Genomic DNA, 16632 nt, shown 5'->3' on the forward strand with positions numbered 1-16632 from the left:
AGTTCTCGGTTTATTTTGCCTTTGTATCTGTGTTGGCTCCACACCCGTGCCATTAATAAAAAAGGTGGCCGAAGCCACCTTGTCAGTCACAGGCTCAGGCAGCAATGCCCGAGTGACGCAGCAGGGCGTCTATGTTGGGCTCGCGGCCGCGGAACTGTTTAAACAGCTCCATCGGCTCTTTTGAGCCTCCCTGCTCCAGCACGGCATGCAGAAAATCACGGCCGGTTTTGGCCGAGAACACCCCTTCTTCCTCAAAGCGGGAAAAGGCATCGCTCGACAGCACTTCAGCCCACTTGTAACTGTAGTAGCCCGCCGCATAGCCGCCGGCAAAAATATGGGAAAAACCATGCTGAAAGCGGTTAAAGGCCGGTGGCGTCAGCACTGCTACCTGGCTGCGTACCTCATCCAGCACTTGCTGTACCCGGCCCGGCCCGGCAGCGTTCTTATCCATATGCAAACGGAAGTCGAACAGGGCGAACTCCAGCTGACGCAGCATCATCAGCGCGGAATGGTAGTTACGGGCTGCCAGCATGCGCTCCAGCAAGTCTGCCGGCAGCGGCTCGTGAGTTTCGTAATGACCCGAGATAAAGGCCAGCGCCTCGGGCTGCCAGCACCAGTTTTCCAGAAACTGGCTGGGCAGCTCCACTGCGTCCCAGGCCACGCCGTTAATTCCGGCCACGCCGGCCACGTCCACCTTGGTCAGCATATGATGAATACCGTGACCAAACTCGTGGAACAGGGTCAGCACTTCGTTGTGAGTAAACAGCGCCGGTTTGTCCCCTACCGGGCCGTTAAAGTTACAGGTGAGGTAGGCCACCGGCTTTTGCAGGGTGCCGTCTTCCCGGTAGCGCCGGCCGATGCAGTCGTCCATCCAGGCACCGCCGCGCTTTTTAGCCCGGGCATAAAGGTCAAGATAAAAGCTGCCGCGCAGCTCGCCGGTGTCGTCGAAGATATCAAAGAAGCGCACATCTTCATGCCACACTTCCACGCCGAAGCGCTCCACTACCTTGATGCCGAACAGGCGCTTTACGGTTTCAAACAAACCGTGAATGACGCGATTTTCCGGAAAATAAGGGCGCAGCTCTTCATCGGAGATGGTGTATTTGTGCTGTTTGAGCTTTTCGCCGTAGTAGCTGAGATCCCAGGCATTAAGTTCGGTCACACCGTATTGTGCTTCGGCAAATTCACGCAACTCGGCCAGTTCGGCCTTGCCCTGCGGATGGCTGCGATCCGCCAGCTGCTCAAGAAAATCCAGCACCTGCTGCTCACTTTCTGCCATTTTGGTGGCCAGTGACACCTGAGCGTAGTTGTCAAAGCCCAGCAGTTCGGCCAGCTCCTGCTTCAGCGCCAGGGTTTCTTCTATGATGGCGGTGTTATCAAACTCACCGGCATTGGGGCCCTGATCCGACGCCCGGGTGGTAAAGGCAAAATACATTTCTTCACGCAGGGCAGCGTTGTCGGCATACATCATGACCGGCAGATAAGACGGAATATCGAGGGTAAACACCCAGCCGTCCAGCTCCCGGGCTTTGGCCTGAGCCTCGGCGGCGGCCAGTGCCGACTCGGGCAGGCCCGCCAGCTCGGCCTGGTCGGTTACCTGCTTGTGCCAGGCCTGAGTAGCGTCCAGCACCCGGTTGGCAAAGGTGGATGACAGCTCCGACAGGCGCGACTGAATTTCGCCGAAGCGGCGTTTCTGCTCCGCTTCCAGGGCGATGCCCGACAGGCGAAAATCACGCAGGGTATTGTTCACTTCCTTTTGCTGGGCCAGGCTCAGTTTTTTGAAGTTATCGCGCGCGGCCAGGCTCTGGTAGGCCTCAAACAAGCCCTGATGCTGCCCCATCCAGGTATGATATTCCGACAGCAGCGGCAGGCACGATTCATAGGCCTGACGCAGCTCCTCGTTGTTCATCACGCTGTTAAGGTGGCTCACTGGCGACCAGATGCGGCTGAGGTGATCATTGACCTCTTCCAGCGGGGCCACCAGGTTGTCCCAGGTGAATGCTTCATCCCGGGACAGCACCGCCTCTACACGCTTTTTACAATCGGCAATGGCGTGCTCTACCGCCGGCTTTACGTGTTCCGGCTTTATCTGACTGAACGGCGGCAGGCCGTCCATGGTGAGAAGCGGGTTTGTCATGTCCTGTACCTCTTATCGTTATGGCCATCGCGCTGCCATGGCAGCCGAGGGAATACCCTCTAACATGGTGATAATGGCGATAATGTTCAAGCCTTTACTGCTCGTGTCCGACAGTTGACCGCCGGACTGCTGTTTTATTGACCATGGCACTCACTCTTACTTGAGGTACAATCGGCCAACGGCTTTGAATGAACCTTCATACACGGAGCAAACTTATGGCACAGCATTTTGACTATATCGCCATTGGCGGCGGCAGTGGCGGTATTGCCTCCGCCAACCGGGCGGCCATGCATGGCAAAAAGGTCGCCCTGATTGAAGCAAAAGATCTGGGCGGAACCTGCGTTAACGTGGGCTGTGTGCCCAAAAAGGTGATGTGGCACGGCGCTCAGGTGGCCGAGGCCATTAAACTGTATGCCGCCGATTACGGCTTTGATGTGGAGCTCAAGGGCCACAGCTGGAGCACCCTGGTAGAAAGCCGTCAGGCCTACATTGGCCGCATTCATCAGTCTTACGACCGGGTGCTGGGCAACAACAAGGTAACGGTGATCAAGGGCTTTGCCCGCTTCAAAAATGCCAACACGGTGGAAGTGAACGGCGAGGAATATACCGCCGACCATATTCTGATCGCCACCGGCGGCGAGCCCATTATCCCGCACATTCCCGGTGCCGAGCATGGCATTGATTCCAACGGCTTTTTTGAGCTGACTGAGCAGCCCAAACGCGTCGCCGTGGTGGGTGCCGGCTATATTGCCGTTGAACTGGCCGGCGTGCTGCACGGCCTGGGCAGCGAAACTCATCTGCTGGTGCGCAAACACGCGCCGCTGCGTAACTTCGATCCGCTGCTCACCGACACCCTGGTAGAAGTGATGGCGGCAGACGGCCCCACACTGCACACTCACTCCGTGCCTCAGAGCGTAGAGAAGCACAGTGACGGCAGCCTGACCCTGACGCTGGAGAACGGTGAGTCACTGACCGTCGACTGCCTGATCTGGGCCATCGGCCGCCGTCCGCTCACCGGCAGCCTCAACCTTGAAAGTGCCGGCGTTGAGCTGGACGACAAGGGTTACATCAAGGTCGACGAATACCAGAACACCTCAGCCCCGGGCGTGTACGCCGTGGGTGACAACATCGGCTATGTGGAGCTGACCCCGGTGGCGGTAAAAGCCGGCCGTCAGCTGTCCGAGCGGCTGTTCAACAACAAGCCCGACGCCAAAATGGACTATGAGCTGGTGCCCACAGTGGTGTTCAGTCATCCGCCCATCGGCACCATGGGCCTGACCGAGCCACAAGCCCGCGAGCGCTTCGGCGACGACAAGGTCAAGGTATACACCTCTTCCTTTACCGCCATGTATACCGCCGTTACCCAGCACCGCCAGCCCTGTAAAATGAAGCTGGTGTGCGCCGGCGATGATGAAAAAGTAGTGGGCATTCACGGCATCGGCTTTGGCATGGACGAAATCCTGCAAGGCTTTGCAGTAGCAGTGAAAATGGGTGCCACCAAGGCCGACTTTGACGCCTGTGTGGCCATTCACCCAACAGCTGCCGAGGAGTTTGTTACCATGCGGTAATGAATTTTCTTGCGTATAAAAAACCGCCGCAAGGCGGTTTTTTTCGTCTGTTGCTCATAATCGTCGCCAAATTGAGCGGCCTGCCCGATTGGGATACACTGACCGTTATTCTTTTTTCAGGGCCAGTGTCGCATGTCAAAATCCCAGGACAGTATTCGCACCATCAAGAAATACCCCAACCGCCGCCTGTATGACAGCCACACCAGCAGCCACGTGACTCTGGCCGATATTCGCCGGCTGGTGCAGGATGAAGAGCCCTTTCAGGTGGTGGACGCCAAAACCGGCGAAGACATTACCCGCAGTATTTTGCTGCAGATTATTCAGGAAGCGGAAAGCGGCGGCGACCCCATCTTTTCCAGCGACATGCTGAGAAACATCATTCGTTTCTACGGTCCCTTTCAGGGCGTGCTCGGCAGTTATCTGGATGAAAGCATCCAGTCAATGATAGAGGTGCAGGCCAGGGCCGGCATGCAGTCAACTCAGGCCTGGAGCGAGTTTATGCAGGGTCAGGTGCCCATGCTGCAGGAAATGATGCGCCAGTATGTAGAGCAGTCGCAACAGTTGTATTTCAACACTCAGAATATGTTCGGTCTGTTTGGTGGCTCCCCGGCGCAGCACGACAAGGATAAAAAAGACGGCGAGAAGTAATTCCCCGCCGCCTCTCTTTCAACATTCCGTCGCCGGCCTGATGTTGCGATTCGCTTCGCTCATCAGCAACCTACGACCCTGCAGACAATACGAAAGCTGCACGAAGCAGCAGTTGGGATTGCCGGAGCCGACCGTGTCGGCGGAGCGCAACCGCGCTGCTGCGCATACAGCTCAGTGCTGATGGCCGCCTTCGCCGTGAGCGTGGCCGTGCTCCAGCTCTTCTGCGGTGGCGGCGCGCACCGAAACAACCTCAAGATCAAACGTCAGAGTGCGGCCGGCCAGCAGATGGTTCAAATCCACATCCGCCATAAAACGACCCACTTTTACCACCACTACCTGACGAGGACCATTCTCGGTGTGCACCATGGCCACCATGCCCGGCTCCCAGCGCTTGGCACCCTGCAGGTGACGAATGGATACCCGCTGGATCAGGCTCTCGTCCCGCTCACCATAGGCATCGGCCGGCGGCAGGGTCACACTGAAACGGTCGCCTTCGTTCTTGCCGTCCAGCGCTTTTTCCAGCCCTTCCAGCATATTGTCGTTACCGTGCAGGTACGCCAGCGGTGCCTTGCCTTCGTTGGTGTCCATCACTTCACCCTGCTCATCCTTCAGGGTGTAGTTAAACTGCACTACCGTGTCTTTTACAATTTGCATTGTCCGTCCTGTTAAGAAATAAAAACCGCCGCATAATACCAGAAGCCGCTGCAAGCCCATAAAACAGAAAAAGACGGCAGGGTTACCCCGGCCGTCCAGATTTCAGCTCTGTTTTTATTCTTGGTTTCAGTTTGCCTTGGCAGCACCACGGCCGTTCTTGGCGGCATTGTTATTATTGGCAGCAGCGGCGGTAACGGCACTGATGCCTTTTTCAGTGGCTTCGGCGACCTGACGAGCGGCCTTTTCAGACTGCTCGGCAGCCTGCTTTATCACCTTATCGGCAATGTCGGCAGCGTCTTTGGCGGCTTTCTGGGCACCTTCACGGGCTTCATTGGCCTGACTCACTGCCTGCTTGATGGCAGTCACTGTGTTTTCAGAGCCGGCCGGAGCGTGGGCGGCAAACTGCTCTACCCACTCGTCTACCTGCTGGCTGCCGGCAGCCCACTGCTGCTCACCGTAAGCATTCAGCTGCTGCTGAGCACCGGCGACCACACCAAACACTTCGCGGTTGGTTTCCAGCTGACGATCCAGCAGGCCGCTGGGGCTGAAGGTGGCCTGGTTCAGCTCGGCCAGACCCTTGAGGTCACGAACTGCCAGCAATTTACCGGCATAGTCAAACTGGGCTGCACTGAGTTCGGTAACGGCTTTCAGCTGCAGCTGGCCCAGCTTTTCGGCACTCGCCAGCAGGCTGCTGCTCAGTTCCTGAACCAGAGCAAGATTATCCTGTTGCGCTTTCTGCAGTTTTGCAAAATCAAACCATGACATAGTGGCGTCTCCTGATGAATGAAAAAGGGCTGCTTGGCCCGCACGCCTGCAAAACCCTTTACCTCTGGCCGGATTTGGCGCGCACCATCAATATTGCACTGCACAAAAAATTTTTCAAGGCTTCTTTTTGTGCAACGCAAAAAAGTGCATTTATGCTTCTGTTTGAGGATACCCTGAGTGGCGATAAAGAATAATTTGGCAGCGCAAAGGTATCACTGATTTGTTCAGGCTAAATGAATACAATGTGACAACATTTTTGTACTATACTTGCTGCATATCCGGGTGCTCCGCGCGACCGGCTCCAGCGTCGGGAACCTATATAAAAAGAAAAGAAACTCTTTTCCACAAACTGAGAGGTCCTTGCAACAGCTTAACAAAGCACTTTTCCGCTCTGTACTAATACAAGCAAAACAACACTTTGCCCTGCCTTTTGTAGTCTGATACCCATCTTTATTCCCGTTTTGCGTTTCCACATTATAAAAATGATTTCCAAAACTTGTTGATCGTCACATTTTTTTTCGTATCATCAGGGTATGGGTTGCGCAGATGTTAAGGTCCTCACCAGGCCTGTCTGTGCACCACTGTATTAGTGACTTACAACAACATGGTGCCGAGAGCACCTCTGATGAATGGATACACATCATGGCTAAAATGAAAGCAATCGAAGCGGCCGCCAAAATCCTGGAGCTGGAAGGTGTTAATAAAGCCTTTGGCGTTCCCGGTGCCGCCATCAACCCCTTCTACGCCGCTCTGAAGGGTCTCGGCTCCATCGATCACGTACTGGCCCGTCACGTTGAAGGTGCCTCTCACATGGCTGAGGGTTACACCCGTGCCAACGCTGGCAACATTGGTGTGTGTGTGGGTACTTCCGGCCCTGCCGGCACCGACATGATCACCGGTCTGTACTCTGCTTCTGCCGACTCCATTCCGATTCTGTGCATCACCGGTCAGGCACCCCGTGCACGCATGCACAAAGAAGACTTCCAGGCTGTAGACATCGAGTCTATCGCCAAGCCCGTTACCAAGTGGGCGGTTACCGTGCTGGAGCCGGGTCAGGTTCCCGGTGTATTCCAGCAGGCCTTCCACATCATGCGCTCCGGCCGTCCGGGTCCCGTGCTGATCGACCTGCCCTTCGACGTGCAGATGGCCGAGATTGAATTCGATCCGGAAGCCTACCAGCCGATGACTCCCTACAAGCCGGCTGCTACCCGCATTCAGGTTGAAAAAGCCCTGACCATGCTGAACGACGCCGACAAGCCGCTGCTGGTTTCCGGTGGTGGTGTGATCAACGCCGACGCTGCTGCCCTGCTGACCGAATTCGCCGAAGTGCTGAACGTGCCGGTTATCCCGACCCTGATGGGCTGGGGCACCATTCCCGACGACCACGCGCTGATGGCGGGTATGTGCGGTCTGCAGACCTCTCACCGCTACGGTAACGCCAACCTGCTGGCGTCCGACTTTGTACTGGGTGTAGGTAACCGCTGGGCCAACCGTCACACCGGCTCTGTAGACGTGTACACCAAGGGTCGTAAATTCGTTCACGTAGACATCGAACCCACTCAGATCGGCCGCGTATTCGGTCCGGATCTGGGCATCGTATCCGACGCCAAAGTCGCTCTCGAGCTGTTCGTTGAGGTCGCCAAAGAGTGGAAAGCGGCCGGCAAACTGAAAGACCGCAGCGCCTGGGTTGCCGAGTGTCAGGAGCGCAAGCGCACCCTGCAGCGCAAGACCCACTTCGACAACACCCCGGTGAAGCCGCAGCGTGTATACGAAGAAATGAACAAGGTCTTCGGCCGCGACACCACTTACGTGTCTACCATTGGTCTGTCTCAGATCGCTGCTGCCCAGTTCCTGCACGTGTACAAAGATCGTAACTGGATCAACTGCGGTCAGGCCGGTCCTCTGGGCTGGACCATTCCGGCTGCTCTGGGTGTGTGTGCCGCCGATCCGGCCCGCAACGTGGTTGCCCTGTCCGGTGACTATGACTTCCAGTTCATGATTGAAGAACTGGCGGTAGGTGCTCAGTTCAAGCTGCCCTACATTCACGTGCTGGTAAACAACTCCTACCTGGGTCTGATCCGTCAGTCTCAGCGCGGCTTCGACATGGACTACTGCGTACAGCTGGCCTTTGAAAACATCAACGCGCCGGAACTGGGCGAGTACGGTGTGGACCACAAAGCCGTGGTAGAAGGTCTGGGCTGTAAAGCCATTCGCGTATTCAAGCCGGAAGACATCGCTCCCGCGCTGGAAGAAGCCAAGAAGCTGATGGCCGAGTTCTCTGTACCGGTCGTGGTTGAAGTGATTCTGGAGCGCGTGACCAACATCTCCATGGGTGTTGAAATCGACGCTGTAAACGAGTTCGAAGAGCTGGCTGAGAAGGGTGAAGACGCCCCGACCGCCATCTCTCTGCTGGACTGATAGTGATGGGGCCTGCGGGCCCCATACTGACGTTGCCCCCAACTGAATAAAGGACATCGCAATGCCGAAATTAGCTGCCAACCTGTCGATGCTGTTTACTGAAGTCGACTTCCTGGATCGTTTTGACGCCGCCGCCAAGGCCGGTTTCAAGGGTGTTGAATACCTGTTCCCTTATGATTTCTCTGCTGATGAAATCAAGGCCAAGCTCGATGCCAACGGCCTGACCCAGGTACTGTTCAACCTGCCCGCCGGTGACTGGAACGGTGGCGAGCGCGGTATCGCCTGTCACCCGGATCGGGTTGAAGAATTCAAGGCCGGCGTAGACAAGGCCATTGAATACGCCAAGGTACTGGGTAACACCCAGGTGAACTGCCTGGCCGGTATTCAGCCTGCCGGTGTGGCTTACGAAGAAGCGGAAGCCACCTTCGTTGCCAACCTCAAGTACGCTGCCGAAAAACTGAAAGCGGCCGGCATCAAGCTGATTGCCGAAGCCATCAACACCCGTGACATTCCCGGTTTTTTCCTGAACAACACGCAGCAGGCGCTGGATATCATCGAGAAAGTGGGTTCCGACAACCTGGCTTTCCAGTATGACATCTACCACATGCAGATCATGGAAGGTGACATCATTCCGACCATGGAGAAGAACCTGGGCATCATCAACCACATTCAGCTGGCTGATAACCCGGGTCGTCACGAGCCGGGCACCGGCGAACTGAACTACCACAATATCTTCGCCTTCCTGGACAAAGCCGGCTACGACGGCTGGATTGGTGCCGAGTACAAGCCGGCCACCACCACCGAAGAAGGCCTGGGCTGGTTGAAAACTCACGGCGTGGTTTAAGGTTTTTTACTTAATTCAGATAAAAGGATGATGAACATGAAAATTGGTTTCATTGGTACCGGTATCATGGGCAAGCCCATGGCTCAGAACCTGCAGAACGCCGGTCACACCCTGTATTTCTCCGAGCACTACAACAAGGCCCCGGCCGACCTGCTGGGTGACAACGGTATAGCCCTGCCTAACCCCAAGGCCGTTGCCGAAGCCGCCGAAGTGATCATCACCATGGTGCCCGATACCCCTCAGGTAGAAGACGTGCTGTTTTCTGCCAACGGTGTGGCCGAAGGCCTGTCCGCCGGCAAGGTAGTGGTAGACATGTCTTCCATCTCTCCCATCGCCACCAAGGAAATTGCCAAGCGCGTTAAAGAAACCGGCGCTGACTTCCTGGACGCGCCCGTATCCGGCGGTGAAGTGGGCGCCATCAACGCTACCCTGACCATCATGGTGGGCGGCGACCAGGCCGTGTTCGACAAGATCAAGCCGCTGTTTGAAATCATGGGCAAGAACATCACCCTGGTAGGCGGTAACGGTGACGGTCAGACCACCAAGGTAGCCAACCAGATCATCGTGGCGCTGAACATTGAAGCCGTTGCCGAAGCCCTGGTATTTGCCTCCAAGGCAGGTGCCGATCCGGCCAAGGTACGTGAGGCCCTGATGGGCGGCTTTGCTTCTTCCAAGATTCTGGAAGTGCACGGCGAGCGTATGGTTAAAGGTACTTTCGACCCGGGCTTCCGTATTGCCCTGCACCAGAAAGACCTGAACCTGGCCCTGTCCGGTGCCCGCGAGCTGGGTGTTTCTCTGCCCAACACCGCCGGTGCACAAGAGCTGTTCAACACCTGTAACGCTCTGGGCGGTTCCGGCTGGGATCACTCCGGTCTGGTTAAGGCGCTTGAGCACCTGGCCAACCACAACATTCGGGGCGAATAAGTCCTGAACCAAAGGGCGGCCTGAGGCTTCAGCCGCCCTTTGGTAGACCTCGGGGCAAGCGTTGGCGACAAGCTGACTTTCACTCAGGGGGCTTTGTGTTAGACACTGGTCGCTGAATGTTTGCCCCACCCTGTTAATGAATCAACAACCGCAAGAAGACAGCCGTTTTTTCAGGAGTATTGCAATGGATATCCAACCCAAGGAGTTGTTACAGCAGTTATTCGACAGCGCCGTGGCCGCCGCCCTGCCCAAAGGCAACCTGGCCGAATACCTGCCGAAGGATACTCGTCAAAAAGCCGTTGTCATCGGTGCCGGCAAGGCCGCCGCTTCCATGGCCGCCGAGCTCGACGCTATCTGGGAAGGTGAACTGTCCGGCGTGGTGGTGACCCGCTACGACCACGGTGCGCCCTGTGAGCGCATTGAAGTGATTGAAGCCGCCCACCCGGTGCCGGATGATGCCGGCGAGCGCGTGGGCCGCCGCATTCTGGAGCTGGTGGAAGGCCTGGGCGAAGACGATCTGGTGATCTGCCTGCTGTCCGGTGGTGGCTCCTCGCTGCTGAGCCTGCCGGCCCCGGGTCTGACCCTGTCCGACAAGCAGGCCATCAACAAGGCCCTGCTCAAGTCCGGTGCCGCCATTGATGAAATGAACTGCGTGCGCAAGCACCTGTCCGGTATCAAGGGTGGCCGTCTGGCTGCTGCCGCCTACCCGGCCCGCCTGATTGCCCTGGGCATCTCAGACGTGCCCGGCGACGAGCCCACAGTAATCGCTTCCGGCCCCACCGTGGCGGATCCGACCACCTCCGCTCAGGCCCTGGCCATTCTCGACAGCTACGGCATCGAAGTGGGTGCTCATGTGCGCGCCTGGCTGGAAAGCCCTGAGTCCGAAACCGTCAAGCCCGGTGACGAGCGCCTGAGCAAGGCCGAGTTCCACATGATTGCCACCCCGCAAGACGCCCTGGACGCCGCCGCGCACCTGGCCCGCTCCAAGGGTCTGGCACCGCTGGTGCTGGGTGACTGCATTGAAGGTGAGTCCCGGGAAGTGGCCAAGGTGCACGCCGCCATCGCCAAGCAGATCCTCAAGTGCGGTCAGCCGCTGCAGGCACCCTGTGTAATCCTGTCCGGCGGTGAAACCACGGTTACCATCAAGGGTAACGGCCGTGGCGGTCGTAACAGCGAGTTTATGCTGAGCCTGTTCAACGAGCTCAAGGGTCAGGCAGGCGTCTATGCCCTAGCGGCCGACACCGACGGCATTGACGGCGTGGAAGATAACGCCGGTGCCATGATCACCCCTGAGCTGTTTGCCCAGGCAGAAGCCGCCGGCCTGAAGGCCGAAGACTACCTGGCCAACAACGACAGCTACGGCTTCTTCTCCCAGCTGGGTGTGCTGGTGGAAACCGGCCCGACCCGCACCAACGTGAATGACTTCCGGGCCATTCTGGTGCTGCCGAAGTAACCGCCTGCTCAGGCAATAAAGCTGTTTCCGCAAGACCGGCCACTGTGCCGGTCTTTCTTTTTTACATGGTCACGGTTTTTGATGCCACACTTTTTGCTCGAAGCGCCACCCCCTTTCCTCTATAATCACGCGCTTTCAAATTCCCGGATGCGGGTGGTGTTTACAGCCTGGAGGGTTATCCCGAGTGATCAAGACGCCTTACTATCTCATCGACAAAACCAAGCTGCTGCGCAACATGGAGAGAATCGCCTATGTACGCGAGCACTCCGGCGCCAAGGCACTGCTGGCCCTGAAATGTTTTGCCACCTGGTCGGTATTTGACCTGATGAGCCAGTACATGGACGGCACCACCTCTTCCTCACTGAACGAAGTGAAGCTGGGCAAACAGAAGTTCGGCGGCGAGACCCATGCCTACAGCGTGGCCTATGCCGACGACGAAATAGCCGAAGTGCTGGCCCACTCCGACAAAATCATTTTTAACACCATTGGTCAGCTTGAGCGCTTTGAACAAGCGTCTGCCAGCCATGTGCGCGGCCTGCGGCTGAACCCGGGGGTATCCAGCTCCGAGTTCATTATTGCCGATCCGTCCCGCCCCTTCAGCCGTCTGGGCGAGTGGGATGCCGACAAGGTGTTGCGGGTGATGGACAAGATCTCCGGCTTTATGATTCACAACAACTGCGAAAACAGCGACTTCGTGTTGTTTGACCGCATGCTGGGCGAAATTGAGCAGAAGTTCGGCTCTCTGCTGAGCCAGCCGCAAATCACCTGGGTGAGCCTGGGCGGCGGCATTCACTTTACCGGTGACGGCTATCCGGTAGACGATTTTTGCGCCCGGCTTAAAGCCTTCTCCGAGCAATTTGGCGTGCAGGTCTATCTGGAGCCGGGTGAGGCCTCCATTACCATGAGTACCTCCCTGGAAGTGACCGTGCTCGACACCCTGTTCAACGGCAAGCAGCTGGCCATAGTGGACAGCTCCATCGAGGCCCACATGCTCGATTTGCTGATCTACCGGGAAACCGCCAAGATGGCCCCGAACGACGGCGAACATCAGTATATGGTGTGCGGCAAGTCCTGCCTGGCCGGCGACATCTTCGGTGAATTCAACTTTGAACAGCCGCTGCAGGTAGGGGATCGGCTATCCTTTATCGATGCCGCCGGCTACACCATGGTCAAGAAAAACTGGTTTAACGGCGTGCAAATGCCCGCCATTGCCGTGCGTGAGCTCGACGGCAGTGTAAATCTGGTCAGGGAATTTACCTTTGACGACTTTGTAGATGGCCTCTCCTGAGGCATGGAGTAACCACAACGCAGCCTTTCAAGGAGGCTCCAGAGGAAAAAGATGAAGAAGAACGTACTGATTATTGGTGCCGGTGGTGTTGCCCAGGTTGTTGCCCACAAGTGTGCGCAGCATAACGATGTTCTGGGTAACATTCACATCGCCTCGCGCACTGTCGACAAATGTCAGCAAATCGTCGACAGCGTACGGGAAAAGGGCAGCCTCAAGGTTGCCGGTGAATTGCAAGCCCATGCCCTGGATGCGCTCGATATTGAAGCCACCAAGGCATTGATTGACAAAACACAGTCGCAGATGGTGATCAATGTCGGTTCGGCTTTCATCAATATGTCGGTACTGCAGGCCTGTATCGAGACCGGCGTGGCCTATCTCGACACCGCCATTCACGAAGACCCGACCAAAATCTGTGAAAATCCGCCCTGGTACGCCAACTACGAGTGGAAGCGCAAGGCTCTGTGCGAAGAGAAAGGCGTGACCGCCATTCTGGGTGCCGGCTTTGATCCGGGCGTGGTGAATGCCTACGCCGCCGTGGCGGTGAATGAATATTTCGACAGCGTTGACTCCATCGATATCATCGATATCAATGCCGGCAGCCACGGCCGCTACTTTGCCACCAACTTCGATCCGGAAATCAACTTCCGCGAGTTCACCGGCCGGGTCTGGTCCTGGCAGAACAACGAGTGGGTGCAGAACCAAATGTTCGAGCACAAGCGCACCGACGATCTGCCGGTGGTGGGATCTCAGACCAGCTACATGACCGGTCACGATGAAATCCACTCTCTGTCCCAGAATCTGGGCGTGCCCAATGTGCGTTTCTGGATGGGCTTTGGCGAGCACTACATCAATGTGTTCACCGTGCTCAAGAACCTGGGTCTGCTGTCCGAGCAGCCGGTGAAAACCGCCGAAGGCCTGGAAGTGGTGCCGCTGAAAGTAGTTAAAGCCGTGCTGCCCGATCCGTCTTCTCTGGCCCCGGATTACACCGGCAAGACCTGCATCGGTGATCAGGTGAAGGGCAAGAAAGACGGCAAGGACAAGGAAGTATTTATCTATAACGTGGCCGACCACGCCGATGCCTATGCCGAAGTGGGCAGCCAGGGCATTTCCTACACCGCCGGTGTGCCGCCGGTGGCCGCCGCCATGTTGATTGCCACTGGCGAGTGGGACGTGAAGAAAATGGTGAACGTGGAAGAGCTTGACCCTAAGCCGTTCATTAACCTGCTGAACGAAATGGGCCTGCCGACCCGCATCAAGGACGAGCAGGGCGACCGCCCGCTGAGCTTCTGAGCTTAGTCAGTGATGCCATTGCAAGCCCGGCGTGATGCCGGGCTTTTTATTTTCTGTCATTCCCTTCAGCATTCCAGAGGCAGCAGCGGGGCTGAATAGTCCAGTAACCGCTCGCCCCGCTGGTGCGCTTCTACCTGTTTTAAGGTTACGGTGCCCAGCTCGGGCAGCCACTGGTGCAGATGGGTCAGCCCGGGATCATACTGCCGCCACTGCCGGTGCGGATTAAAGCGGCGGCCCTGGCGCGGATCATGGCCGGCACCGGCAATATAAGCCCAGTTGCCCCAATTGCTGGCCACATCAAAATCCACCAGATATTGCTCAAAAAAGCGCGCGCCCAGCCGCCAGTCCAGCCCCAGCTCGTGAATAAAACAACTGGCCAGATTCTGCCGCAGGCGATTGGAGCAAAAGCCGGTGGCCATCAGCTCTTTTAAGCCCGCATCTATCATGGGCCAGCCGGTGCGCGCCTCACACCAGGCCTGCCAGTATTCAGGATTAAACACACCCAGCCCCGCCTTGCCGGTCAGGCCACCGGCCGCAAACAACTGGCTGCCATGCACCCGCAGTGACCAGTGAAAATACTCCCGCCACAACAGCTCAAAGCGCAACCAGTAACTGTGCTCGTCGCTGCCCCACTGCTGTTCGTATTCAAGGATTTGATGCCACACAGTGCGCGAAGACAGGCAGCCCCAGGCCAGCGCCGCACTGAGGTGACTGGAAAAATAGCGGCCGGCAAGATCATTGCGGCTGGTCTTGTAATGGGCCAGCGCCCTACGCTCAAACAGGTAATGCTTGAGCCAGCCTTGTGCGGCGGTTTCGCCTCCTTGCCAGGCCGGGTGGACAGGCGCACCTGGCATGGCCGGCCAGTCGAACCCTGTGGTTAAGGGACAATTGGCCGCCTGTAATCGGCCGAGGTCAGCCGCCGCTTGTGGTGCCGGCACCGACCAGGCCGGGAATTTTTCCACTTTTTTGCGAAAACCGGTAAAACTGGCAGGAAACTTCTCAAGCAACGGCGCTACCTGCTCAGGCTCAAACAGCGGCTGAGCTTCAAAAGTCTGCACCTTTACGCCGGCATCACACAACCGGGCCAGCCAGCCGGCTTCTTCCGGTGCCTGCGCCACATGAGTGACCAGCTCAAAGGGCTGCTGTTGATGCCAGGCCAGCAGCAACTCGACCGGCTCGCCCTGCAACAGAGTGAGCGGAAACGGGGCCAGCCGCGCGCTTAAATCCGCCAGTGCCTGCTGCAGATACGCCGCCTTGGCAGCACCCAGCCGGTGCAGCCCGGCGGCATCGGTTTTTTGCCAATGGGCCGGCAGTATATATACCGCCGCCGTCTTGCCCTGATAATCCGCCAGTGCCTGCCAGCCGGCATGATCGTCCAGCCGCAGATCATTACGTAGCCACAGCAGCCGCATGGCTTTCTCCCATAAAAAAGAACCCGGTACGCTGACCGGGTTTCGCATGACTATTGTTCACGCCAGTTTATCGGGCTTCGCTCTTGCCGTCGTAGCGCCGCTGCCATTCGGCCAGAATGGCCTCGCGCTGCTCCGCCGCCCAGGCGAAGTCGTTGTCGATCATCACCTTAGCCGGCTCTTCCGGAAAGTATTGCACCGGCTGGGCCACTCCCGGCAGTCCCACCACCGCAAAGCTCTGGTTATACAGCTCGTTGGCCTCACGGGTCACTACAAAATCCAGCAGCTTTTGCGCCGCCGCCTGCTGGTCGGTGCCCTTGACCATGGCCGCCGCTTCCATTTCCCAGCCCACCCCTTCGGTAGGGAAAATCAGCTCCAAAGGTGCCCCCTGCTGCTTCAGGCTGGCACCGCGGTAGGCCATGGAAATACCGATAGTCGCCTCACCCGAGGCCGCCTGCACGCAGGGCTTGGAGCCGGAGTGAGTGTAGTTGGCGATGTTCTGGTGCAGACCATCCATATAGGCCCAGCCCTGCTCTTCACCGAACTGCTGCAGCCAGGCCGATACATCAAGGAAGCCGGTGCCGCTGGAGGCCGGATTGGGCATTACAATATGGCCCTGGTATTCCGGTTTGGTCAGATCCTGCCAGCTGGTGGGCTTGGTCAGGCCGTGTTTCTCGGCTTCGATGGTGTTATAGCAAATCACCCCCAGCCAGGCATTCATACCAACCCAGTGCGGCGTGTCGCGTGGGTCACGGAATTCCGGCGACAGCTGGTCCAGACCGGCAGGCGCATAAGGTGCCAGCATACCGTGCTTGTCCATCAGCATCAGGCTGGTGGCGGCCAGTCCCCAAATCACGTCGGCCTGGGGATTTTCCTTTTCCGCCAGCAGACGGGCGGTGATAATGCCGGTAGAATCCCGCACCCAGCGAATGGCGATGTCCGGGTTTTCCTGCTCAAAGGCGGCCTGATAGCGCTTCAGCTGATCCAGCTCCAGAGCGGTGTAGACGGTCAGCTCGGTCTTGGCCTGGACGCCGGCGGCGGCCAGGGCCAGCAGCAGGGCCAGGGGAGTCTTCTTCAGCATGATTTCTCTCCAGTTGGTATATACCAAAAAAACAAGCTCAGCTTAAGAGTGCCCCATGACAGTCCGGTGACAGTTCCGTGAAAAAACCGGGTCTTCGCGCCGGCGCCGGTCAACAAGAAACGGCCGGGCAAGCCCGGCCGTCATTCACTTTCC

The 16632-nt window shown here is 57.5% G+C and carries 14 protein-coding genes; 9 read left to right on the top strand and 5 right to left on the bottom strand.

Features of this window, described 5'->3' with window-relative positions:
* Positions 1 to 94: 94 nt before the first annotated feature.
* The gene (gene prlC / locus N2M06_RS15250) at positions 95 to 2137 is read right to left on the bottom strand and encodes an oligopeptidase A (RefSeq protein ID WP_346351194.1); all 2043 of its coding nucleotides are present in this window, start codon (positions 2135 to 2137) and stop codon (positions 95 to 97) included.
* A 215-nt stretch (positions 2138 to 2352) separates the two neighbouring features.
* Here prlC and gorA point away from each other — a divergent pair, with 215 nt between their 5' ends.
* Together gorA and phaR are read left to right on the top strand one after the other, a co-directional pair.
* Positions 2353 to 3705, top strand: a complete 1353-nt coding sequence (gene gorA / locus N2M06_RS15255) for a glutathione-disulfide reductase (RefSeq protein WP_317074955.1) — start codon at positions 2353 to 2355, stop codon at positions 3703 to 3705.
* 132 nt (positions 3706 to 3837) lie between these two features.
* Positions 3838 to 4353, top strand: coding sequence for a polyhydroxyalkanoate synthesis repressor PhaR (gene phaR, locus N2M06_RS15260; protein WP_019934543.1), 516 nt, complete (start codon positions 3838 to 3840; stop codon positions 4351 to 4353).
* Between the two features lie 171 nt (positions 4354 to 4524).
* Here the strand turns inward: phaR and N2M06_RS15265 are convergent, their stop codons facing one another.
* Both N2M06_RS15265 and N2M06_RS15270 read right to left on the bottom strand, forming a co-directional pair.
* Positions 4525 to 5007, bottom strand: coding sequence for a peptidylprolyl isomerase (locus N2M06_RS15265; protein ID WP_019934544.1), 483 nt, complete (start codon positions 5005 to 5007; stop codon positions 4525 to 4527).
* 126 nt (positions 5008 to 5133) lie between these two features.
* Positions 5134 to 5772, bottom strand: coding sequence for a phasin family protein (locus tag N2M06_RS15270; protein WP_346351195.1), 639 nt, complete (start codon positions 5770 to 5772; stop codon positions 5134 to 5136).
* A 14-nt stretch (positions 5773 to 5786) separates the two neighbouring features.
* On the opposite strand from N2M06_RS15270, the gene N2M06_RS15275 reads away from it, so the two are divergent.
* The 7 genes from N2M06_RS15275 to N2M06_RS15305 all read left to right on the top strand — a co-directional run bounded on the left by N2M06_RS15275 (position 5787) and on the right by N2M06_RS15305 (position 13989).
* Positions 5787 to 5966 (top strand): hypothetical protein, encoded by a 180-nt coding sequence (locus tag N2M06_RS15275; RefSeq protein ID WP_019934546.1) that lies wholly within the window; start codon positions 5787 to 5789, stop codon positions 5964 to 5966.
* Between the two features lie 448 nt (positions 5967 to 6414).
* A complete protein-coding gene (gcl, locus tag N2M06_RS15280) occupies positions 6415 to 8190 on the top strand; it encodes a glyoxylate carboligase (RefSeq protein ID WP_019934547.1) in 1776 nt (591 codons plus the stop codon).
* A gap of 61 nt (positions 8191 to 8251) precedes the next feature.
* On the top strand, positions 8252 to 9034 hold the full coding sequence (gene hyi, locus N2M06_RS15285; protein WP_019934548.1) for a hydroxypyruvate isomerase: 783 nt from the start codon (positions 8252 to 8254) through the stop codon (positions 9032 to 9034).
* A 36-nt stretch (positions 9035 to 9070) separates the two neighbouring features.
* A complete protein-coding gene (locus N2M06_RS15290) occupies positions 9071 to 9958 on the top strand; it encodes a 2-hydroxy-3-oxopropionate reductase (protein ID WP_346351196.1) in 888 nt (295 codons plus the stop codon).
* A 184-nt stretch (positions 9959 to 10142) separates the two neighbouring features.
* Positions 10143 to 11411: a glycerate kinase gene (locus tag N2M06_RS15295; RefSeq protein ID WP_317074957.1), complete on the top strand. Its 1269-nt coding sequence runs from the start codon at positions 10143 to 10145 to the stop codon at positions 11409 to 11411.
* Positions 11412 to 11595: 184 nt separating this feature from the next.
* The gene (locus N2M06_RS15300) at positions 11596 to 12699 is read left to right on the top strand and encodes a carboxynorspermidine decarboxylase (RefSeq protein WP_317074958.1); all 1104 of its coding nucleotides are present in this window, start codon (positions 11596 to 11598) and stop codon (positions 12697 to 12699) included.
* A 51-nt stretch (positions 12700 to 12750) separates the two neighbouring features.
* Complete coding sequence (locus N2M06_RS15305) at positions 12751 to 13989, top strand: saccharopine dehydrogenase family protein (protein WP_019934552.1); 1239 nt, start codon at positions 12751 to 12753, stop codon at positions 13987 to 13989.
* 65 nt (positions 13990 to 14054) lie between these two features.
* Here N2M06_RS15305 and N2M06_RS15310 read toward each other — a convergent pair whose 3' ends face one another.
* On the bottom strand, positions 14055 to 15401 hold the full coding sequence (locus N2M06_RS15310; protein ID WP_346351197.1) for a DASH family cryptochrome: 1347 nt from the start codon (positions 15399 to 15401) through the stop codon (positions 14055 to 14057).
* A gap of 67 nt (positions 15402 to 15468) precedes the next feature.
* The gene (locus N2M06_RS15315; protein WP_019934554.1) at positions 15469 to 16479 is read right to left on the bottom strand and encodes a putative 2-aminoethylphosphonate ABC transporter substrate-binding protein; all 1011 of its coding nucleotides are present in this window, start codon (positions 16477 to 16479) and stop codon (positions 15469 to 15471) included.
* Positions 16480 to 16632: the final 153 nt, after the last annotated feature.

This window comes from Oceanimonas sp. AH20CE76, assembly GCF_039654065.1.
Classification (GTDB): domain Bacteria; phylum Pseudomonadota; class Gammaproteobacteria; order Enterobacterales; family Aeromonadaceae; genus Oceanimonas; species Oceanimonas smirnovii.